This is a genomic window from Tianweitania populi, assembly GCF_014652875.1.
Taxonomy (GTDB): Bacteria; Pseudomonadota; Alphaproteobacteria; order Rhizobiales; family Rhizobiaceae; genus Tianweitania; species Tianweitania populi.
Genome location: NZ_BMZQ01000002.1, coordinates 568666 through 589126, shown reverse-complemented (window position 1 = coordinate 589126; position 20461 = coordinate 568666). Strand labels below are relative to the sequence as shown.

Below are 20461 nucleotides of genomic sequence, written 5' to 3'. Positions count from 1 at the left end.
TTGCTGGTGATGGCGCCCTCGAAATTCTCGGTTCGATGAGCGATGTCCAAGCGCAGGACTGTCTCGGAAACTGCACCTACGCGCATTCCTTTGGCGAAGATGCGGAGAAGTTAGAGGACCTTCTAGACGACTTTCAAATCCGTCTGGAGTTCCAAAAGGATGATCGGTCTTTTCCGACCGTCTCGGATACTCGCTCCGGTAAGCTCGTTTGGCTCATCCTCACCGAGGCATCCACGACACCGCGGCTTCTTGCCCTCGGCTCAAGCCAGTTTTTCGAAGCCGAGGTTGCATCATGGATTGATCGCGCGAACGCCGAGTTGGCTGAGGAAGAACTTCGGGAGGCAGCGGAATGAGCACCGAGAAGGTCAAGGGACCGGCTTCCTACTTTCCGTCGATCGAGAAGACCTATGGCAAGCCGATCGATCATTGGCTGTCGCTGGCGCGCGAGCGGTCGGAGCAGAAGCACATGGACGTCGTGAACTGGCTGAAGGCCGAGCATGGCCTTGGCCACGGACATGCCAACGCGATCGTTGCGCATGTTCGTGCAGAGAAAGCTTGAGGAGGGTTTTTCGATGGGTCTGATCCACGAAATCGACTTCGGCACACCCGCCGCGCTGTCAGACAAGACAATCACGCTGACCATCGACGGCCGTGAGATCACCGTGCCGGAAGGCACCTCGGTGATGCGCGCTTCGATGGAAGCCGGCATCCAGGTGCCGAAGCTTTGCGCCACCGACATGGTGGACGCCTTTGGCTCCTGCCGTTTGTGCCTGGTCGAGGTGGAAGGCCGCAATGGCACGCCGGCCTCCTGCACCACGCCGGCCGCCGAGGGCATGGTCGTCCATACCCAGACGGAGCGGCTGAAGACCATCCGCAAGGGCGTCATGGAGCTTTATATCTCCGACCATCCGCTGGATTGTTTGACCTGCGCGGCGAACGGCGATTGCGAGCTGCAAGATATGGCCGGCGCGGTCGGCTTGCGCGATGTTCGCTACGGCTATGAAGGCGACAACCACGTTCGCGCCAAACAGGACAGCGGCATCAACGCCAAGTGGATGCCGAAGGATGAGTCCAACCCGTACTTCACCTATGATCCCGCCAAATGCATCGTTTGTTCGCGCTGCGTGCGTGCCTGCCAGGAAGTGCAGGGCACCTTCGCGCTGACCATCGAAGGACGCGGCTTTGATTCACGTGTGTCGCCCAGCGCGCATGAACTCTTCATCGACTCCGAATGCGTGTCCTGCGGCGCCTGCGTGCAGGCCTGCCCGACGGCGACGCTGACGGAAAAGTCGGTGATCGCCATCGGCCAGCCCGAACATTCGGCTGTCACCACCTGCGCTTATTGCGGCGTCGGCTGCTCCTTCAAGGCGGAGATGCGCGGCGAAGAGCTGATCCGCATGGTGCCGTGGAAGGAAGGCCAGGCCAATCGCGGCCATTCCTGCGTCAAAGGCCGCTTTGCCTACGGCTATTCCACCCACAAGGACCGCATCCTCAACCCGATGATCCGGGAAAAGATCACCGATCCCTGGCGCGAAGTCTCCTGGGAAGAGGCGCTCAACTATACGGCATCCGAGTTCCGCCGCCTTCAATATCAGTATGGCCGCGCCTCGGTCGGCGGCATCACATCGTCGCGCTGCACCAACGAGGAGACCTTCCTCATGCAGAAGCTGATCCGCGCCGGCTTCGGCAACAACAATGTCGATACCTGCGCCCGCGTCTGCCATTCGCCGACCGGCTACGGCCTCGGCCAGGCCTTCGGCACGTCGGCCGGCACGCAGAACTTCGATTCCGTGGAACACAGCGACGTGGTCGTGGTGATCGGCGCCAACCCGACGGACGGCCATCCTGTGTTCGGCTCGCGGCTGAAGAAGCGGCTGCGGCAGGGCGCGCAGCTGATCGTGATCGATCCGCGCCGCACCGACCTCGTGAAGTCGCCGCACATCAAGGCCGCTCACCATCTGGCGCTCAAGCCCGGCACCAATGTCGCCGTCATGACTGCGCTGGCGCATGTCATCGTGACCGAGGGGCTTCAGGACGAAGGTTTTATCCGCGACCGCTGCGACTGGTCGGAATTTGAGGACTGGGCCGAGTTCGTGTCAGAAGAGCGCCACAGCCCGGAAGCCACCGAAGACTACACCGGCGTGCCGGCCGACGAGATCCGCCGCGCCGCGCGTCTGTTTGCGACCGGTGGCAACGGCGCGATCTATTACGGCCTTGGCGTCACAGAGCACAGCCAGGGCTCGACCACGGTGATGGCGATTGCCAACCTCGCCATGGTCACCGGAAATATCGGCCGTCCCGGTGTGGGCGTGAACCCGCTGCGCGGCCAGAACAATGTGCAGGGCTCCTGCGACATGGGCTCTTTCCCGCACGAGCTGCCGGGCTACCGCCATGTTTCGGACGAAGCCGCGCGTGATGTGTTCGAAAAGATGTGGGGCGTGACGATCTCGTCGGAACCCGGTTTGCGCATCCCCAACATGCTGGATGCCGCCGTGGAAGGCTCCTTCAAGGGCCTGTACATCCAGGGCGAGGACATCCTGCAATCCGATCCCGACACCAAGCATGTCGCGGCGGGTCTGGCTGCCATGGAATGCGTGGTGGTGCAGGATCTTTTCCTCAACGAAACCGCCAACTACGCCCATGTCTTCCTGCCGGGCTCGACCTTCCTGGAAAAGGACGGCACCTTCACCAATGCCGAGCGCCGCATCAACCGCGTGCGCAAGGTCATGACGCCAAAGAACGGGTATGCCGACTGGGAAGTGACGCAGAACCTCGCGCGCGCCATGGGGCTCGACTGGGAGTACACGCATCCATCAGAGATCATGGACGAGATCGCAATCACCACGCCGTCCTTTGCCGGCGTCAACTATCCCTACCTCGACCAGGTCGGTTCGGTGCAGTGGCCCTGTAACGAGCACTTCCCGGTCGGTTCGCCGATCATGCATGTCGATGGCTTCGTACGCGGCAAGGGCAAGTTCATCCGCACCGAATATGTCGCCACCGACGAGCGCACCGGTCCACGTTTCCCGCTGCTGCTCACCACCGGGCGCATTCTCTCGCAATACAATGTCGGCGCGCAGACGCGGCGCACGGACAATGTGGTCTGGCACCCCGAGGACAAGCTGGAAATCCATCCGCATGACGCCGAACAGCGCGGCATTCATGACAATGACTGGGTGAAACTGTCGAGCCGTTCGGGCGACACGACTTTGCGTGCGACCATCACCACGCGCGTGTCGCCGGGCGTCGTTTATACGACCTTCCACCATCCGACGACGCAGGCCAATGTGATCACCACCGACTATTCGGATTGGGCTACCAACTGCCCGGAATATAAGGTGACGGCCGTGCAGATCTCGCCCTCCAACGGTCCGTCGGACTGGCAGGTCGAATATGACGAGCAGGCGCGGCGCTCGCGCCGCATCGCCGGCCATCTGGAAGCAGCGGAGTAGGAATGACGCGTCCCGCCATCACCAGCGTTTCTCGTTACGCTCAGCGTAGCAATGGCAGCGCCCAAGCCGACCGCTTCGTGCCGGAAGAAGTGCCGATCGCGCTGTCTTATGCCGGTACGACCCATGCCGTGATGATGGGCTCGCCGGCCGATCTCGAGGACTTCGCCAGGGGGTTCAGCCTGACCGAAGGCATCATCGCAGAACTGGACGAGATCGACTTCATCGAGGTCGAGGATGCGGGCGCCGGCATCGACATCCAGATTTGGCTGAAGGATCAGGCCAACACCCGCTTCCAGGCCCGCCGCCGTCGCCTGGCCGGACCGGTCGGTTGCGGCTTGTGTGGCATCGAGTCGATCGACGAAGCCATGCGCAGCGTGCCGCGCACCCATGGCACGCTGGAGCTTTCGCCGAAGCAGATTACGGACGCCGTGCGCGCGCTGTCGGAACATCAGGCACTTCATAAGAAGACGGGCGCGGTCCACGCGGCCGGCTTCTTCCAGCCGGGCAGGGGCATTCTGGCCGCGCGCGAAGATGTCGGCCGGCACAATGCGCTGGATAAGCTGGCCGGCGCCCTGGCTGGGCAGAGCGTTGCCGGGAGCAGCGGTGCTGTGGTGGTCACCAGCCGCGTTTCGGTGGAAATGGTTCAAAAGACCGCTGCCATCGGTGCGCCCTTCATCATCGCCGTTTCGGCGCCGACCGCACTCGCCATTCGCACCGCCGAGGATGCTGGGCTGACGCTGATCGCACTGGTGCGCGGCGACGAATATGACGTCTTCACCCATTCCGAGCGCGTCACCGATGATGCGCACGAACTGGTGCGAGCCTGAACCATGAATGTCGACCAGAAGCTGGTCTATATGGCCAACCAGATCGCGACCTTCTTTGAAAGCCAGCCGAAGGAGGATGGCGCGGAAGGCGTGGCGATCCACATCAACAAGTTTTGGGAACCGCGCATGCGCACCAAGCTGTTCGCGGTGCTGGATGCGGGCGGCGAGGGTTTGAAGCCGCTGGTGATCGAAGCGGCCCCGCATATCCGCCGTCCCGGCGCTGATCCCGATACAGGCTCGGGCACCGGCATGGATGCCACGCGTGGCGCTCCTCAAGGGCGCGGCACGGCGGCCGGCGAAGCCAAGTCCGAGACCGACTTCCCCGAGCACTGACGGGCCTGACGCTTCAGCGATCGAGTTCGATCCACACCGGCGCGTGATCGCTGGCTTCCGGCTGCCCGCGCACCTCTCGATCCACACCCGCGCCCACCAGCTGCTCGGCAAGATCCGGCGTCAGCAAGAAGTGGTCAAGCCGCAGACCAGAATCACGCTCGTAGCGGTTCCGCAGATAGCTCCAGAATGTGTAAATGCGCTCGTCCGGATGCAGCACCCGCAGCGCATCCGTCCAACTCCGTCCGACCAGCTTGCGCCAGGCCGCGCGGCTTTCCGGTTGAATCAGCGCATCATCGTCCCACGAGCGCGTCGGGTAGATGTCGATCTCGGTTGGCGCGACATTGTAGTCGCCCGCCAGCACCACCGGCGCGCCGGATTTGCGCAAGGCGGTGGCATGGCGATGCAGCCGCTCCAGCCATTTGAGCTTGTAGTCGAATTTCGGTCCCGGCTGCGGATTGCCGTTCGGCGCATAGATCGAGGCCACCAGCACGCCGCGCACCGCGGCCTCGATATAGCGGCTTTGATCATCCGTCTTATCGCCGGGCAGATGGTCGCGCGTCATCACCGGTTGAGATCCGCGCGCCAGGATCGCCACGCCGTTCCAACTCTGCTGCCCCTTCCACACCGCGCCGTAGCCGGCTGCCTCGATCGCTTGAAGCGGAAACGCCTTCTGTTCGGCCTTGAGTTCCTGCAAGCAAACGACATCGGGCTGCGTCTCTTCCAGCCACTCAAGCAGGTTCTCCAGCCGCTTGTTTATGTTGTTAATGTTGAAGGTTGCGATGCGCATGATGAAGCTCCGGCACACTCAACGACACCGCCGGCCGGAGGTTCAACCTTCACGTCATTGCTATGAAAAGCCTGATTGAAATCGATTTCATTCGCCTTTATCGTGAGCTTATCGACGCATTCTCCTGGGAGGAACAGAATGAAGATGACTTTTGCACGCGCGCTTGGCGCCGTGGCTGCTCTCGCGCTCACCGCCTTTGCGGCGCAGGCGGAAGACTACAAGATCGGCCTGTCCAACGGCTGGGTCGGTTCGGAATGGCGCACTCAGATGATCGAGGAAGCGCAAGCCGCTGCCGCCGCCTGGAAGGAAAAGGGCGTCAATGTCGAGGTTGTCGTGCAAAGCGCCAATGTCGACGTGCCCGGCCAGATCGCCCATGTCCGCAATTTCATCTCCGAAGGCGTCAACGCCATCATCATCAACCCGAACAGCCCGACGGCCTTCGACCCGGTTTTCGCCCAGGCCAAGGAAGCCGGCATTCTGGTTGTCGCGACCGATGCTGAAGTCTCGTCGCCCGACGCGCTTTATGTCGGCATCGACCACAAGGCCTATGGCGCTGCCGGTGCTGAGTGGCTGGTGAAGACGCTCAACGGCAAGGGCAACATCGTCGCCATCAACGGCGTCGCGGGCCATCCTGCCAATGAGCTGCGTGTGTCCGGCTACAAGGAAGTGCTGGCCAAGCACCCCGACATCAAGCTGGTCAACGAAGTGAACGCGAACTGGGATCAGGCGCAGGGCCAGCAGGCCATGCAGAACCTGCTCGCGACCTATCCCGACATCAACGGCGTGCTCGTGCAGGACGGCATGGCGGCAGGTGCCTGGAAATCCATCATGGATGCCAAGAAGACCGACCAGATCGCCGCCACCGGTGAGATCCGCAAGGACTTCATCGACCTGTGGACCAAGGACAAGCTGAACTCGGGTGCCACTGTGAACCCTCCCGGCACCATGGCTTCGGCGCTCAACGTCGCCGTGTTGATGCTGCAGGGCAAGGAGCTGAAGGAGCCGGCAACGGCAGGGCAGTACAAGAACGCCATGTATCTGCAGATCCCCTTCATCGACCAGTCCAACCTGGCTGATGCCGCCAAGCAGCTTGAAGGAAAGCCGGGCTATTACTCCTACACGAACCAGCTTTCGATCGCCGACGCGGAAGCCCTGTTCAAATAAGTCCCGCCATCAACGGCAAAACTCCGGCTCGCTTTGACGCGAGCCGGTTCTCCCCGCACGTTTCATTTCCGAGCGGATTGAAGGACTTCTTCCTTGGCCAGACTCGTCGCCAAAGCTGTCAGCAAGACCTATGGAGCCACAAAGGCCCTGCGTCGCGGCGACCTCGAAGTCGAGGCCGGTGAAGTGCATGTGCTGATCGGCTCCAACGGGTCCGGCAAATCCACGCTGTGCAAGATCGTGGCCGGCAGCGTGCGCCCCGATGGCGGTCAACTTCTGCTGGAAGGCCGGCCGATGACCGTGTCTGGTCCGGAGGCCGCGCGAAAACTCGGCATCGGCATCTTCTACCAGGAACTTAGCCTCGCGGCCCATCGCAGCGTAGCCGAAAACATCCTGCTTTCCGACCTGCCCGGCGGCCTGTTCGTCAACCGTGGGGCGTTGAACGCCAAGGCGCAGCGCTACATCGACCTGTTTCAGGGCGTGACCGGCGACGACTTCCATGCCGACGCCACGGTGGAAACCCTGCGTCCCGACCAGCGGCAGTTGGTGGAAATCATGAAGGCGCTGTCTTCGGAAGCGCCGGTTCTGATCTTCGACGAACCGACCTCGGCACTCGACCGCGCACAGGTCGACCGCTTCTTCGAAATCCTGCGACGTCTCAAAGATGACGGCCGCTCCATCGTCTTTATTTCGCATCGCATGGACGAGATCTTCGCACTCGGCGACCGCGTTACGGTGATACGCGACGGCGAAACGGTGGCCACCAAGCGCATCGCCGAGACCGATCCTGCCGAGGTCATCCGGCTGATGGTGGGCGGCGAGGAAACGCTTGTTGCAGCCGAACCGCATCAGCCCACTGTTGTCGCTGCCACGGCCAAGACGGTGCTGGCAGTGAGCGGCCTGTCCGGCGCCGGCTTCCGCGACGTTTCGTTCAATGTTGCAGCCGGCGAAATCCTCGGTCTTGGCGGCTTGCACGGGCAGGGGCAGTCGACCGTGTTGCGCGCGCTGTTCGGCGCGCCGTCGCCCACATCCGGCAGCGTCCAGCTGAATGGAGCGACGCTCAACCCCTCCAGCCCGCGCGCCACGATCGGCCGGGGTCTCGCTTATGTTTCGGGTGACCGACGCCGCGATGGCGTCATTTCCGGGCGTCCGATCCTGGAAAACGTCACGCCGATCCATGCCGTCAAGCAGCGTCTGGCGCTGGCTTCGCCCTCCGCGCTCAGGGCCAAGGCAAAGCCGGCACTCGAAGCCCTGCGCACCAAGTTCGCAACCTTTAACCATCCGATCAGCTCGCTGTCCGGCGGCAACCAGCAGAAGATCGTGATCGCGCGCTGGCTGATCGACCGGCCCGACGTGCTTCTGCTCGACGACCCCACCAAAGGCATCGACCTCTCGGCAAAGACCGACCTGTTCCAGCTCATCCGCAAGCTGGCCGCCGAAGGCATGGCGATCGTGCTCTATTCCTCCGAAGACGCGGAACTGTTGGGCAATGCCGACCGCATTCTCGTGTTCAACGGCGGTCGCATCACGCGCGAACTGACCGGCGAGCAACGCACACGCTTCAACCTTTACCAGGCCGCTTACGAAGCCGGAGAGGCAGCATGACCACCGATCTCGTCGCTGCTCCTCACAAACGGCAAGCGCATGGCCTCAAGCGCGCCATCGAGCGCTTCCCCTTTCTACCGGCGCTGATCATTCTCGTCGCGCTCTTGGTGTTGAACGGCGTCTACCAGCCGCGCAGCGTCTCCTTTGTCGGCATCACCGGCTTGGTGAAGACCTATCTCGCGCTGATGCTGCTGGCGGTGGCGCAAACCTATGTCATCTATGCCGGCGACATTGACCTCTCGGCCGGCGCGATCGTGTCCTTGGTCAACGTCACGATCATCACCGCCATGACCGCGCTCGGCGGCGATACGGGCGCGGTGATCGCCGGTCTCGGCATCGGCCTCGCGGTTGGGCTCGCCTGCGGCGTCGTCAACGGCATCGTGGTGGCGGCGCTTCGGCTGCAGGCCATCGTCGCGACCTTCGCCACCTCCATCTTCTTCACCGGCCTGGCGCTCTACGTCATGCCAGTCGCCGGCACACCCGCGCCCACCGCCTTTTGGCGCACCTATGGCGGCCGCATCCTCGACATCCCCTTCGTGCTTTATGCGGTGATCATCCTGGCTGTTCTGCTGGTGGTACTCGCCCGCACCAAGCTTGCCGTGCGCCTGCTTAGCGTCGGTGACGATCAGCAGGCAGCCTATCAAAGCGGCCTGCCGGTCACCCGCATCCGCCTTCAGGGCTACGCGCTCTGCGGGTTGTTCGCCGCACTCGCCGCCTTCTGCATCACCGGCGATACCGCCAGCGGCGACCCGCTGGTTGGCGGCAAGATGACGTTGAACTCGGTCGCGGCCGTCGTGCTTGGCGGCACCGCACTGGCAGGTGGATTCGGCACTGTGACAGGTTCGGTCATCGGCGCGCTGATCATCGGCCTGATCGGCTCGCTTGTCTTCTTCGTCGGCACACCCTCCGAATGGCAGAACCTCGTACAGGGCGTCGCCATTCTCATGGCGCTCATGGCCGGCATCCTCGTAGGACGGAGGGCGCGTCGATGAGCACCGTTGAACCGACTGCGACCAAGCGCTTCTCCTTCATGGACATCCTTAAAGCGCCGCTGCTGATCGCAATCGCCCTGATCATCGCTCTGCTGCTGCTCGGCGAATACCTCTCGCCCGGCTTTGCCTCCGGCCAGCAAATCCTGCGCCTCCTGATCGTGGCGGCCCTCATGGGCATCGTCGCGGCCGGGCAGAACCTTGTGATTCTCGGCGGACGCGAAGGCATTGACCTCTCCGTTGGTGGCGTGGTTTCGCTCGCCGCCATCATTGCCGGCAACCTGATGGGGGGCGAGAACTCCGGCATTGTCCTCGCCATTCTCGGCTGCCTGGCCGCCGGCGCGATCGTCGGCGCCATCAACGGCATCGGCGTCACGCTTCTGCGCATTCCCCCCTTGGTGATGACGCTTGGCATGCTCGGCGTGTTGCAGGGCCTGCTGGTCGTGATCCGTAACGGCATCCCGTCGGGACGCGCCGCACCCGGCCTGTCGCAGTTCGTGACGCAACCTGTCTTCCTCGGCCTTCCTGGCATCATCTGGCTGTGGATCGTGATCGGCCTCGCAATGGCCTTTTTGCTCGGCCGCACCATGCTTGGCTACCGCATCTATGCCATCGGCTCCAACGAACAGGCCGCCTTCATGGCCGGCATGCCCGTGAAGACCACTCGCATCCTCTTGTTCGTTCTGTCCGGCATGTTCGCGGCGATCGCCGGCATCTGCCTTCTCGGCTATACCGGGTCGTCCTTTGCCAATGTGGGCGAGCAGTACATGCTGCCCTCGATCATCGCCGTGGTGTTCGGCGGCACGGCTTTGTCGGGCGGCAAGGGCGGTTATACCGGTACGATGGCCGGCGCGACCCTGCTGACCGTACTGCAAAGCATTCTCACCACCGTCAACATCGATGAATCCGGCCGCCAGATGGTGTTCGGCGCCACACTTCTCCTGCTCATGCTGTTTTATGGCCGGGGCAAGGCGCTGCGGGCCTGATTGCCTATGGTGGTCCAGGCATGAACGGCCGCGTCAAGATCATCGACATCGCCGCCAAGCTCGGCGTGTCGCCGGCCACCGTGTCGCGGGCTTTATCGGATAGCGGCTTGGTGGCCGAACCCACGCGCTCGCGCATCCGCGAAGAAGCCGCAGCACTGAACTATCGCCCGAACGTCAGCGCCCGCAACCTGCGCACACGCCGCTCCAAGGCCGTGCTGATGGTGGTGCGCGATGTCGGCAATCCCTTTTATCTCGACGTCCTGAAAGGCGTGGAAGCCGCTGCGCGCGAGGCCGGCTATGCCGTTCTCATGGGCAACACCGAGAACGACCCCGAGCGGGAAACCGGCTTCTTCGACATGCTGCGCGACGGCCAGGCCGACGGCATGGTCTTGATCACCGGACAACTCCCCCAGGCCGGACGCTACAGCGAAGGCCTGCCCGAAAACCTGCCGGTGGTTGTCGCGCTGGAAATGATCGACAAATCAGGCCTGCCGCATATCCAGATCGACAACCGCGCCGCCGCCCGCGATGCCGTGCAGCACCTGATCAGCCTCGGCCATACCCGCATTGCCCACATCGCCGGCCCGCTGCCCGAGCAGATGTCCGAGCTGCGCCTCGGCGGCTATCGTGATGCCATGCAGGCGGCCGGCTTAGCCATACCCGCCGACTACGAACAGCGCGGCGATTATCTGCTCGGCTCAGGCAAGCGTCTGTGCCGCGCGCTAATGAGCTTGCCGCAGCCGCCCACCGCGATCTTTGCCGCGAACGACGAAATGGCGTTCGGCACCATCGCCGCCGCGCATGAGCTTGGTTTATCCGTTCCCGGCGATCTCTCGGTGGTTGGCTTCGACGACATCTATCTCAGCGAAGCCTTCCAGCCGCCGCTCACCACGATCAGCCAGCCGCGCGCCGAAGTCGGCCGCGCCGCCATGACCGTGCTGCTCGACATTCTGGAAGGCAAGGGCGCGCCGGAAGCGCCACTCATCCTGCCGACAACCCTGCAAATCCGCGGCTCCACCGCCGCGCCCCGCCCGCTGGTTCGCTTAAGGAGCGCCTGATCATGACCGACCTGCCGAAGCCCCGTTTGCGTGTCGGTTTCGTCGGCACCGGCTTTATCGCGCATTTCCACCTCAAGGCGATGGTCGGCGTGCGCAACGTCGATGTCACCGGCGTTTACAGCCGCAGCGCTGACAATCGCGAGCGTTTGGTCAGGGCGGTCGACGAACTCGGCCTGGGCACTTGTCGCGCCCATGACAGCCTGGAGTCGCTGTTCGGGGCCGATGATGTCGACGCGATCTGGATCCTGTCGCCGAACTACACCCGCCTCGATGTGATGCGCGTGCTTCATGCCGAGGTCACCGCTGGTCGTTCCAACATCTTCGCCGTCGCCTGCGAAAAGCCGCTGGCGCGCACCGTGCGCGAAGCGCGCGAAATGCTGCAACTGGCGGAGGATGCCGGGCTCAATCACGGCTATCTCGAAAATCAGGTCTTCTGCACGCCGGTTCTGCGCGGCAAGGAGATCATCTGGCGCCGCGCAGCCTCGGCCACCGGCCGTCCCTATCTCGCGCGCGCGGCGGAAGAGCATTCGGGTCCGCACGAGCCCTGGTTCTGGCAGGGCGACAAACAGGGCGGCGGCGTGTTGTCGGATATGATGTGCCATTCCGTCGAAGTCGGCCGCCATCTGCTGACGGCCCCCGGCGCGCCGCGTTCCTCGCTGACGCTGAAAAGCGCAAACGGCCAGGTCGCCAATCTCAAATGGACGCGACCGCATTATGCCGACCAGCTGCGCGAGCGGTTCGGCGTCGATTACCGCAACCGGCCGTCAGAGGATTTTGCGCGTGGCACGCTGACCTTCGCGGACGAAGACGGCAATGAACTGATGGTGGAAGCTTCGACGTCCTGGGCCTATGTCGGCGCCGGCTTACGCATTCAGCTCGAACTGCTCGGGCCGGAATATGCGATGGAGTTCAACTCGCTTGCGACCGGCCTCAAGATCTTCATGTCCCGCCAGGTCACGGGTTCGGAAGGCGAGGACCTCGTGGAAAAACAGAACGCCGAACAGGGCCTGATGCCGGTGCTCGAAGACGAAGCCGGCATCTACGGTTATACCGACGAAAACCGCCACATGGTTGAATGCTTCCGCACCGGTCAAAAGCCGATCGAAACCTTCGAGGACGGTCTGGGCGTGGTGGAAATGCTGATGGGCCTTTATCTCTCGGCTGAAACCGGCCGCACCGTGCATTTCCCGGCGCCCGAACTCGAAGACTATGTGCCTGTCGTCGCGCGTGCCCATGACTGAACTGCCGGGCCTCGTCACCCTTCGCGCCGAGATGGCGCGGCAGTATCGTGACGGCCTCGAAAGCCTTGCGCGCGCGCAAGCCCAGGCCGCCGAGATCGCCACCCGCATCCGCGAAACCGGCCGGCTCCTGATGCTCGGCATGGGCGCTTCGCATTGGGCGAACCGCATGGCGCTCGCCAGCTATCGCGAAGCCGGCATCGACGCGACCGCCGAAGTCCTGTCCGAAACCATGCGCGCGCCGCTGCCTGCCCGACCGCGCGTGACCCTGCTCACCTCACAATCCGGCGGCTCGGGCGAGATCGCCGCCTATCTCGATCGCAACCCCGACCGCACCGATCACTTCGGTCTGACGCTCAACGCGGATTCGACGCTGGGCCGCGCCATGCCGTGTTTGATCGGGCAGGGCGGTCGCGAACGGGCCTTTGCCGCCACCCGCAGCATTCTCATCACGCTCAGCCTGCATGTGGCGATCCTCGGTGAACTCGGCGCGGACACAAAGCCTCTGCTTGACGTGCTGGAAAGTGCCGATCCGTTTGGCGTCGCGCCGCCGAAGGAAGCCATCGAGCACCTGCGAACCTGCTCGCTTCTGGTTCTGTCCGGTCGCGCCCAGCCGCATAGCGCGCTGGAAGCCGCAGCCCTAACCTTCACCGAACTGGCGCGCACGCCGTCGCTGGCGCTGGAACTCGGACAGCTCCTGCATGGGCCGATGGAGATGCTGCGGCCAGACATGGCGCTGATCCTGGCGCGGCCCGTCGGCCCCGATGCGGCAGCGATCACGCGGGTTGCGGAAGCTGCTGTCTCATACGGCCTGACGCCGATCCTGTTCGACTTCGGTGCGCAGCCTCCGGTAAAAGGCGCGATAACGATCCCCTTGCCCGAACAAACCGGTCTAGCCGCCGTTTCCACGCTGCTGCCTGCCGTGCAGCGGTTGGCGATCGAAGCTGCGGCCGCCCGGATCGGTAAAGGCTTCGGCGCGCCTCTTCGTTCGTCGAAGGTTACGGACGGCGAGGCGCCATGACAACGCCGGCGCTGCTCGTGCTCGGCAATGCGAATGTCGATCTCGTTCTCGGCGAAGTCGATGGCTGGCCGGCGATCGGCACGGAAGTGGTGGTGAAGCGCTCGGAACAGCGCGCCGGCGGCTCGGCCGGCAACACCGCGCTGGCACTGACCGGCCTCCGCATTCCGCATCGCTTCATTGCCTCCACCGGCACAGATCCGAACGGCCTTTGGCTGCGCGCACAGTTCGATCCGGCGAGCAGTGTCTGGATTGACGATGTGGCCGATACGACGCTGACAGTCGGCATCGTCCACAAAGGCGGCGACCGGGTCTTCTTCACCACGCCCGGCCATCTGCAAAGCGCGCAACTGGACGATCTACTCGCCCATATCTCCGATGCGCCGCACAGCCGCGCTTATGCCATCCTGTCCGGCGGCTTCCTCATGCCGGCAATTGCCGCCGACACCGTGACCCTGCTGCAAGCCCTGAAAGCCAAGGGCTGGCGAACAGCCATCGATCCCGGCTGGCCCGTGGAAGGCTGGACCGATGACAATCGCGCCGCCTTCCAGACCTGGCTTGAAGCCGCCGACATCGCCCTGATCAATGCCGAGGAAGCCAAGGGCTTCACTGGTCTCGCTGATCTCGATGCCGCCGCCGAAACGCTGGTGAAGACGCTTCGAGACGAGCAGATGCTGATCATCAAGCGTGGCCCGGATGGCGCCTCCGCCTACACACAGGACGACATGATTAATGCCCGCGCGCCGGAAGTGACGGTCATCGACACGGTCGGCGCGGGCGACACGTTCAATGCGGCGTTCCTGGCAAGCTTGAGCGAAAACAGCACGATCGAATCCGCGCTCGAACGCGGCGTGGCCACGGCCGCGCGCGCGATCTCCACCTTCCCGCGCTGCTACGCCTGACCTGGCTCGGGCAGGAACGTTTCCGCCGTCAGCGTCTCGCGCAGCATGACGGCGCGGTCGCGGATCTGCTGCATCTCTTCAGGATCCTTGCGGGCGAGGTTCATGAAGGGACCACGCATGCGGGTATTGCCGGCGAGCCGTTCCTGGTGGCGGGCGAGAAAGTCCCAATAAAGCGTGGTGAAGGGGCAGGCGCGGTCGCCGATGCTCTGCTGCGGATCATAGCGGCAGCGCCCGCAATGGTCGCTCATGCGGTCGATGTAAGCGCCGGATGCGCAGTAAGGCTTGGTGCCCATCACGCCGCCATCGCCATGCTGGCTCATGCCCAGCGTGTTGGGCAACGACACCCAGTCGATCGCGTCCCAGAACATCGACATATGCCAGCGATGCACGTCATAGGGCCGCACGCCGAGCAGCAAGCAGAACTGGCCAAGCACCATCAGCCGCTCGATATGATGGGCGTAGGCATGGTGGATCGTATGGCCGATGGCTTCCGCCAGACAGCGCATGTCCGTCTCGCCGGTCCAGTAAAAGCGCGGCACCGGCAGATCGGCGTCGAGCGCGTTTCGCTCGGCATAATCCGGCATGAGGTGCCAATAGATTCCGCGCACCCATTCACGCCAACCGAGCACCTGCCGCACGAACCCTTCGACGGCATTCAGTGGCGCGTTCGACGGATTGTCCAGAACCGCATCTAATACCTCGCGCGGGTTGAGGAGATGCAGGTTGAGCGGCCCGGACAGAACGGAATGGAACAAGAAGGGCTGTCCGCCCGCCATCGCATCCTGATAGCGGCCGAACTCGGGCAGGCGGTAGCGCACGAAGTCGTCCAGCGCTTGCAACGCGTGCTCCCGCGTCACCGGCAAGTCGAAGCGCGCCAATGAGCCGGGGTTGTCGGGAAAGCAGCGCTCCACCAGCGCCAGCACATCCCCAGTGATTTCATCCGGCTTGAAGGTGGGTTTGGGCGGCAGCAGCGGCGGGCCGTTGCGGCCAAAGCTCTTGCGGTTATCCTTGTCGAAATTCCACTGGCCGCCGACCGGCTTGTCGCCGTTCATAAGAATATCGTGCTTCACCCGCATGGCGCGGTAGAAGGTTTCGAGAATCATCGTCGGCTGCTCTTCGCGCATGGCGACGAAGTCTTCGCGCGAACACAGGAAGTGTCGGTCTTCGCGAAATTGGATCGGCAGATCGAGCGCTTCGAGGCTTTCGCGCACCCGGTAATCGCCGGGCTCGAGCACGATCACCGCGCCGTCAGGCTTGATCTGCGAGAAACGCCGCTGCACCTCGCCGGCAAAGCTGCCGACGTTTCCGGGCTCGTCCAGCTCCGAGTAAAGCACCGTCCTGCCGAGCGCTCGCTGCTCTTCGCAGAAGTGCCGCATGGCCGCGAAGAAGAAGGCGATGCGGCGCTTGTTCTGGGGGATGTTATCGGCTTCCTCGCGCAGCTCCATCATCAGGATGATGTCGTTGACGGGGTCGAAGCCATCGAACGCCGCAGACTGGCCATCCAGCTGGTCGCCCATCACCAGAACGAGGTTGCGCGGCGGCCTGACTTTCTTGCGGATCAAGGAGCGTCCTCGGGCGGTGACGATGCGCGTTAAGGTAGGGGTGGGCTGAGTGGTTCCGGCTTGGCGCGACTCTCTTGCCAGCGCCGGCCGTGTTCACATAAGGCAGCCGGAGGAGGACTGCCATGCGTCAGGACGGATATCATCGCGTTGAGGTTGCCGGTGTCAGGCTGGTGCTCGACCTCGTCAACGGCCACATCGCTTCGCTCGAGGTGGAGCAGGACGGCCGCGTGCTCACCCCGCTGCACCGCGCGCCCTGGATCGACAGCGGCGAAGCCATGCCCGAAGGCACGCCGAGCGGGCTCGCGCGTCTGTCCGGCGACTTCCTTTGCGCGCCTTTTTCCCGCAACGACGTGGAAGAAGCGCCCGGCCACGGCTGGACCGCCAACGCGCCATGGTCGTTCGTTGCGGATGAGCGGACAGAGGGCGCGCGTGTCGCGACCTTCCGGCTTAGCCGCCGAGTGTTCGGCGCCACCGTCGAAAAGCGCATCACCCTGCGCGACGGCCACCCCTTCATCTATCAGGAACACCGCTTTCTTGGCGGGCAGGGCGGCATTTCCGTGTCGCATCACTTGATGACGCAGATGCAGGCCGGTGGTCTGCTCGGCTTCTCGCCCAAACGCTTCGCGCTGACGCCCGACACGCCTCTGGAGCCGGACCCCTCGCGCGGCCGCTACTCCTTGGCCTATCCCGCACAAGCCGATCTCACCGCCTTTCCACTGGCCGATGGCGGCACCGCCGATCTGCGCATCTATCCGCCTGCTGAACGTCATGAAGACTTCCTCACCCTCGCGGAAGCGGAAGGGTCAGCGCTGGGCTGGACCACGATCAGCCGTCACGCCGAAAGGGACATGCTGATCGTCCTGAAACAGCCGGATATCCTGCCGGTGACCATGCTCTGGATGTCCAACGGAGGCCGCGATTATGCCCCTTGGAACAGCCGCCACGTCGGCGTTCTCGGCATCGAAGACGCCTGCGCAAGCGCGTCCGGGCATGCGGTTTCGCTGGGTGAAAATGCGCTGACAAGGCAAGGCATCCCCACCGCCTTTCCACTCGGCGAGAGCGATGTGGTCGTGCGCCAAGTCTTCGGCGTCACGCCGCTAGCCGACACGCACAACCCCGTCCGCAGCGTGGAAGCGGAGAGCGGCACGCTCGCCGTCACCTTCGAGGATGGCGCGCGAACAAGCCTGCCCTACGACGAAACCTTCCTGCGCTAGGCCGCGACCGAGCGGCGGCCGACGGCAGCGGCGAGTTCGCGGATTCCGGGCTCGATCTGCTGCAACCCAATCGAGGAAATGCCGAGCCGCATGAAGCGCTTCGGCTTGTTTTCGCCGACAAAGAAGCGCTCGCCCGGTTCCACCAGCACGGACCGGGCCGCCGCTGCTTCAGCCAGCGCACGCGTGTCGATGTCCGAAGGCCCTTCCAGCCACAGCGACGTGCCGCCGGCGGGATCATGCGTCTGCCATTCCGGCAGGAAGGCGGAGGTCGCCTGCACCAGCCTGCGGCGGCGCTCCTCATAGGCATGCGACATGCGCCGCACCAGCGCTTCATGGTGGCCGAGCGACAGGAACAGCGCCACCGCGCGCTGGTTGTTGGCCGGCGGATGGCGCATCATGAAGCGCCGCAAGGCCCGCAACTCGGCGATCAGATCGGCGGATGCCACGATGTAGCCAAGCCGCAAGCCGGGCGCCAAGGTCTTCGACATTGAGCCGACATAAACCACGCGCCCGCTGCGATCCAAGCTCTTCAGAGCCTGCTGCGGCGACTGGTCCACCAACTGGCTGTCGTACCCGTCTTCGATGATGATCTGGTCGTTGGCGATCGCGCTGGCGATCAGCGCCTGCCGCCGCGCCGGCGTCATCGGCACCATGGTCGGGCAATGATGGCTGGGCGTGGTGAACACGAAGCCGCTGTCGTGTGGAATGTCGGAAACAACCAGCCCATCCTTGTCCACCGGCACCGGATCGATCGCCGCGCCGGCCAGCGTGAAGATCGCGCGCGCATCGGGATAGCCGGGATTTTCCATCGCCACCCGCGAGCCCTTGCCCATCAGGAGCGTGGCCAGCATGTAGAGCGCGTTCTGCGCGCCGAGCGTCACGATGATCTCGTCGGGATTGGCAAAGATGCCCTTGCGCGGCAGCAAACGCGCTTGGATCTGCTCGATCAGCAGCGGATCGTCGCGATCCACAACATCTGACGCCCAGTTGCGGATCTCGAGCACGGCCAGCGCCATGCGGTTGCATTCGCGCCATTCCGCGGTCGGGAACAGGTTCGGATCGAATTGGCCGTACACGAACGGATAGGTCGAGGCGATCCAGTCTTCGCGCTTGGCCGGACGCGGCATGTCGCTGGCCGCCACCCGCCGCCGTGCCTTCCAGTCCAGGCCGGCCGGCGCGATATCGGTCTTCATTGCAGGCTTGCCGGGGGTGGCCAGCACCTGCGGATTGACAAAATGCCCGCGCCGTTCGCGCGCAACGAGAAAGCCCTGGTCAACCAGCTGCTGAAACGCGATCACCACCGTGCCGCGCGCGACGCCGAGCTTGTCGGCGAGGATACGGCAGGACGGCAGCGGCATGGACGCCGCGATCTGCCGGTCGAGAATCGCCGCCACGATCGCCTGACGAATTTGCGCCTGCAGCGTCTGGCCTGAATCGGCCGAAATACGAAACAGGCCCGACCACAGGGCGGCGTCATTGCGATGCGACATGGAAAATTCCCTCCATCCTGACGCTATGGGAGGGGGTGATCTGGATCAACCCTGGACCAATGCGCTGAGCCACCAATTCTTTTGATGCGTCCTTCAACGGCAGGAATAGGTTGCTAAGCATCGCGATAAAACTGGCGCGAAGACACGAGGCCGCGCTATGCAAAATGTTGCATTCCGATGCGAACAAGGAGCGTTTTATGTCCAAGCCGCATGTTGCCGAAGCGATCGCCGCCCTGCGCAGCCATCGCGAAACCCTGCCTACCGACATGCGCGCGCTGTTTGGCGACGACGCCAACCGCTTCACCGACCTGTCCGCATCCTTCGAAGACCTGCTGCTCGACTGGTCCAAATGCGGCGTGACCACGGAAACGATGCAGCTTCTGCGCAACCTGGCCGATGCTGCGGGCGTGACTGAGCGCCGCGATGCGATGTTTGCCGGCGACATCATCAACACAACGGAAGGCCGCGCGGTTCTCCATACCGCCCTGCGCAACGGCGGCAGCGATCCCGTGACCGTCGATGGCAAGAATGTGCTGCCGGACGTCAACGCCGTCCTGGACGCCATGGGCGCCTTCGCCGACCAAATTCGTAGCGGCGCAGCCAAGGGTGCGACGGGCAAGCCGATCACCGACATCGTCAATATCGGCATCGGCGGTTCCGATCTTGGCCCGGTCATGGCAACGTTGGCGCTGGCACCTTACCATGACGGCCCGCGCGCTCACTTCGTGTCCAATGTCGATGGCGCGCATATTCACGACACGCTGAAGACCCTCGATCCCGCTTCCACGCTGGTGATCGTGGCGTCGAAAACCTTCACCACGATCGAAACCATGACCAATGCCGCCACCGCGCGGCGCTGGATCGCCGGGGCGCTCGGCGAAGACGCCGTGCCGGATCATTTCGCAGCCGTGTCCACCGCGCTCGACAAAGTGGCGAGCTTCGGCATTCCGGAAAACCGGGTGTTTGGCTTCTGGGACTGGGTCGGCGGCCGCTATTCCCTGTGGTCGGCAATCGGCCTGCCGATCATGATCGCCGTCGGCCCGCAGAACTTCCGCCGCTTTCTCGATGGCGCTTATGCGCTTGATACGCATTTCCGCGACGCGCCGGTGGAAAGCAATCTGCCGATGCTGCTCGGCCTGATCGGCTATTGGCATCGCGTGATCTGCGAATACCCGGCCCGCGCGGTGATCCCCTACGAGCAGCGCCTGCTTCGTCTGCCGGCCTATCTCCAGCAGCTCGATATGGAATCCAACGGCAAGCAGGTGACCCGCGACGGCGAGCCGGTGGAAACGCCGACCGGGCCGCTGGTCTGGGGCGAGCCCGGCACCAACGGTCAGCACGCTTTCTTCCAGCTGCTGCATCAGGGCACGGATGTCATTCCGGTCGAGTTCATCATCGCCGCCCAGTCGCACGAGCCGGATCTCAAGACCCATCAGGACCTGTTGATCGCCAACTGCCTGGCGCAGTCGGAAGCTCTGATGCGCGGCCGCACGCTGGAAGAAGCCACGGCACAGCTGACCGCCAAGGGCGTGTCGGCTGCCGAGGTCGCCAAGCTCGCGCCACACCGCGTTTTCCCCGGCAACCGGCCGTCGCTCACCATCGTGCATAAGGTTCTCGATCCCTATGCGCTCGGTCGCCTGATCGCGCTTTACGAGCACCGCGTCTTCGTGGAAGCCGCTTTGTTCTGCATTAACGCCTTCGACCAATGGGGCGTGGAACTTGGCAAGGAACTCGCCACCGCCTTGCAGCCGGTAATCGAGGGCAAGGCGGATACGGGCGATCGAGACTCCTCCACGGCCGGCCTCGTTGCCGCTATCGCTGCCTTGCGCGGCTGAGGAC

18 protein-coding genes are annotated in these 20461 nt (G+C 63.8%); 15 read left to right on the top strand and 3 right to left on the bottom strand.

Annotated elements, in window-relative coordinates; genetic code table 11:
- The first annotated feature begins 35 nt into the window (after positions 1-35).
- Genes IE166_RS12150 through IE166_RS12130 form a run of 5 tightly spaced genes read left to right on the top strand, consistent with a single transcriptional unit; the run spans position 36 to position 4612 of the window.
- Positions 36-353, top strand: coding sequence for a hypothetical protein (locus IE166_RS12150; RefSeq protein ID WP_189504184.1), 318 nt, complete (start codon positions 36-38; stop codon positions 351-353).
- Positions 350-559: a DUF4287 domain-containing protein gene (locus IE166_RS12145; protein WP_189504182.1), complete on the top strand. Its 210-nt coding sequence runs from the start codon at positions 350-352 to the stop codon at positions 557-559. Before IE166_RS12150 ends, IE166_RS12145 begins: the two co-directional genes overlap by 4 nt.
- A gap of 13 nt (positions 560-572) precedes the next feature.
- A complete protein-coding gene (gene fdhF / locus IE166_RS12140; RefSeq protein ID WP_189504180.1) occupies positions 573-3452 on the top strand; it encodes a formate dehydrogenase subunit alpha in 2880 nt (959 codons plus the stop codon).
- Between the two features lie 2 nt (positions 3453-3454).
- Positions 3455-4279 (top strand): formate dehydrogenase accessory sulfurtransferase FdhD, encoded by an 825-nt coding sequence (gene fdhD / locus IE166_RS12135; protein ID WP_189504178.1) that lies wholly within the window; start codon positions 3455-3457, stop codon positions 4277-4279.
- A gap of 3 nt (positions 4280-4282) precedes the next feature.
- Entirely contained in the window at positions 4283-4612 is a 330-nt protein-coding gene (locus IE166_RS12130; protein WP_189504176.1) for a formate dehydrogenase subunit delta, read from the top strand.
- 13 nt (positions 4613-4625) lie between these two features.
- Here IE166_RS12130 and xth read toward each other — a convergent pair whose 3' ends face one another.
- On the bottom strand, positions 4626-5399 hold the full coding sequence (gene xth / locus IE166_RS12125) for an exodeoxyribonuclease III (RefSeq protein ID WP_189504174.1): 774 nt from the start codon (positions 5397-5399) through the stop codon (positions 4626-4628).
- Between the two features lie 138 nt (positions 5400-5537).
- Here xth and IE166_RS12120 point away from each other — a divergent pair, with 138 nt between their 5' ends.
- The 8 genes from IE166_RS12120 (at position 5538) to IE166_RS12085 (ending at position 14356) form a co-directional block, all read left to right on the top strand.
- On the top strand, positions 5538-6563 hold the full coding sequence (locus IE166_RS12120) for an ABC transporter substrate-binding protein (protein WP_189504172.1): 1026 nt from the start codon (positions 5538-5540) through the stop codon (positions 6561-6563).
- Between the two features lie 93 nt (positions 6564-6656).
- Positions 6657-8165, top strand: a complete 1509-nt coding sequence (locus IE166_RS12115; protein WP_189504170.1) for a sugar ABC transporter ATP-binding protein — start codon at positions 6657-6659, stop codon at positions 8163-8165.
- A complete protein-coding gene (locus IE166_RS12110; protein ID WP_189504168.1) occupies positions 8162-9157 on the top strand; it encodes an ABC transporter permease in 996 nt (331 codons plus the stop codon). The genes IE166_RS12115 and IE166_RS12110 overlap by 4 nt, the downstream gene beginning before the upstream one ends.
- A 38-nt stretch (positions 9158-9195) precedes the next feature.
- Positions 9196-10140, top strand: coding sequence for an ABC transporter permease (locus IE166_RS12105; protein WP_189505899.1), 945 nt, complete (start codon positions 9196-9198; stop codon positions 10138-10140).
- 20 nt (positions 10141-10160) lie between these two features.
- Positions 10161-11198 (top strand): LacI family DNA-binding transcriptional regulator, encoded by a 1038-nt coding sequence (locus tag IE166_RS12100; RefSeq protein ID WP_189504166.1) that lies wholly within the window; start codon positions 10161-10163, stop codon positions 11196-11198.
- A gap of 2 nt (positions 11199-11200) precedes the next feature.
- Positions 11201-12439: a Gfo/Idh/MocA family protein gene (locus tag IE166_RS12095; protein WP_189504164.1), complete on the top strand. Its 1239-nt coding sequence runs from the start codon at positions 11201-11203 to the stop codon at positions 12437-12439.
- The gene (locus IE166_RS12090; protein WP_189504162.1) at positions 12432-13457 is read left to right on the top strand and encodes an SIS domain-containing protein; all 1026 of its coding nucleotides are present in this window, start codon (positions 12432-12434) and stop codon (positions 13455-13457) included. Before IE166_RS12095 ends, IE166_RS12090 begins: the two co-directional genes overlap by 8 nt.
- Entirely contained in the window at positions 13454-14356 is a 903-nt protein-coding gene (locus IE166_RS12085) for a carbohydrate kinase family protein (RefSeq protein WP_189504160.1), read from the top strand. The genes IE166_RS12090 and IE166_RS12085 overlap by 4 nt, the downstream gene beginning before the upstream one ends.
- On the opposite strand, the gene IE166_RS12080 is transcribed toward IE166_RS12085, so the two are convergent.
- Positions 14347-15918: a cryptochrome/photolyase family protein gene (locus IE166_RS12080; RefSeq protein ID WP_308430524.1), complete on the bottom strand. Its 1572-nt coding sequence runs from the start codon at positions 15916-15918 to the stop codon at positions 14347-14349. The genes IE166_RS12085 and IE166_RS12080 overlap by 10 nt on opposite strands.
- Positions 15919-16040: 122 nt before the next feature.
- On the opposite strand from IE166_RS12080, the gene IE166_RS12075 reads away from it, so the two are divergent.
- Positions 16041-17132: a hypothetical protein gene (locus IE166_RS12075; protein WP_189504158.1), complete on the top strand. Its 1092-nt coding sequence runs from the start codon at positions 16041-16043 to the stop codon at positions 17130-17132.
- Here IE166_RS12075 and pdxR read toward each other — a convergent pair.
- Positions 17129-18622 (bottom strand): MocR-like pyridoxine biosynthesis transcription factor PdxR, encoded by a 1494-nt coding sequence (gene pdxR, locus IE166_RS12070; protein ID WP_189504156.1) that lies wholly within the window; start codon positions 18620-18622, stop codon positions 17129-17131. The genes IE166_RS12075 and pdxR overlap by 4 nt on opposite strands.
- A 197-nt stretch (positions 18623-18819) precedes the next feature.
- Between pdxR and pgi the strand changes: the two genes are divergently transcribed.
- A complete protein-coding gene (pgi, locus tag IE166_RS12065; protein WP_189504154.1) occupies positions 18820-20457 on the top strand; it encodes a glucose-6-phosphate isomerase in 1638 nt (545 codons plus the stop codon).
- Positions 20458-20461 lie beyond the last annotated feature (4 nt).

Bases quoted from the DNA above. Each gene is read 5' to 3' on its own strand.
- IE166_RS12150 (WP_189504184.1), top strand. From the start codon at position 36: ATGAGCGATGTCCAAGCGCAGGACTGTCTCGGAAACTGCACCTACGCG.
- IE166_RS12145 (WP_189504182.1), top strand. From the start codon at position 350: ATGAGCACCGAGAAGGTCAAGGGACCGGCTTCCTACTTTCCGTCGATC.
- fdhF (WP_189504180.1), top strand. From the start codon at position 573: ATGGGTCTGATCCACGAAATCGACTTCGGCACACCCGCCGCGCTGTCA.
- fdhD (WP_189504178.1), top strand. From the start codon at position 3,455: ATGACGCGTCCCGCCATCACCAGCGTTTCTCGTTACGCTCAGCGTAGC.
- IE166_RS12130 (WP_189504176.1), top strand. From the start codon at position 4,283: ATGAATGTCGACCAGAAGCTGGTCTATATGGCCAACCAGATCGCGACC.
- xth (WP_189504174.1), bottom strand. From the start codon at position 5,399: ATGCGCATCGCAACCTTCAACATTAACAACATAAACAAGCGGCTGGAG.
- IE166_RS12120 (WP_189504172.1), top strand. From the start codon at position 5,538: ATGAAGATGACTTTTGCACGCGCGCTTGGCGCCGTGGCTGCTCTCGCG.
- IE166_RS12110 (WP_189504168.1), top strand. From the start codon at position 8,162: ATGACCACCGATCTCGTCGCTGCTCCTCACAAACGGCAAGCGCATGGC.
- IE166_RS12105 (WP_189505899.1), top strand. From the start codon at position 9,196: ATGGACATCCTTAAAGCGCCGCTGCTGATCGCAATCGCCCTGATCATC.
- IE166_RS12100 (WP_189504166.1), top strand. From the start codon at position 10,161: ATGAACGGCCGCGTCAAGATCATCGACATCGCCGCCAAGCTCGGCGTG.
- IE166_RS12095 (WP_189504164.1), top strand. From the start codon at position 11,201: ATGACCGACCTGCCGAAGCCCCGTTTGCGTGTCGGTTTCGTCGGCACC.
- IE166_RS12090 (WP_189504162.1), top strand. From the start codon at position 12,432: ATGACTGAACTGCCGGGCCTCGTCACCCTTCGCGCCGAGATGGCGCGG.
- IE166_RS12085 (WP_189504160.1), top strand. From the start codon at position 13,454: ATGACAACGCCGGCGCTGCTCGTGCTCGGCAATGCGAATGTCGATCTC.
- IE166_RS12075 (WP_189504158.1), top strand. From the start codon at position 16,041: ATGCGTCAGGACGGATATCATCGCGTTGAGGTTGCCGGTGTCAGGCTG.
- pdxR (WP_189504156.1), bottom strand. From the start codon at position 18,622: ATGTCGCATCGCAATGACGCCGCCCTGTGGTCGGGCCTGTTTCGTATT.
- pgi (WP_189504154.1), top strand. From the start codon at position 18,820: ATGTCCAAGCCGCATGTTGCCGAAGCGATCGCCGCCCTGCGCAGCCAT.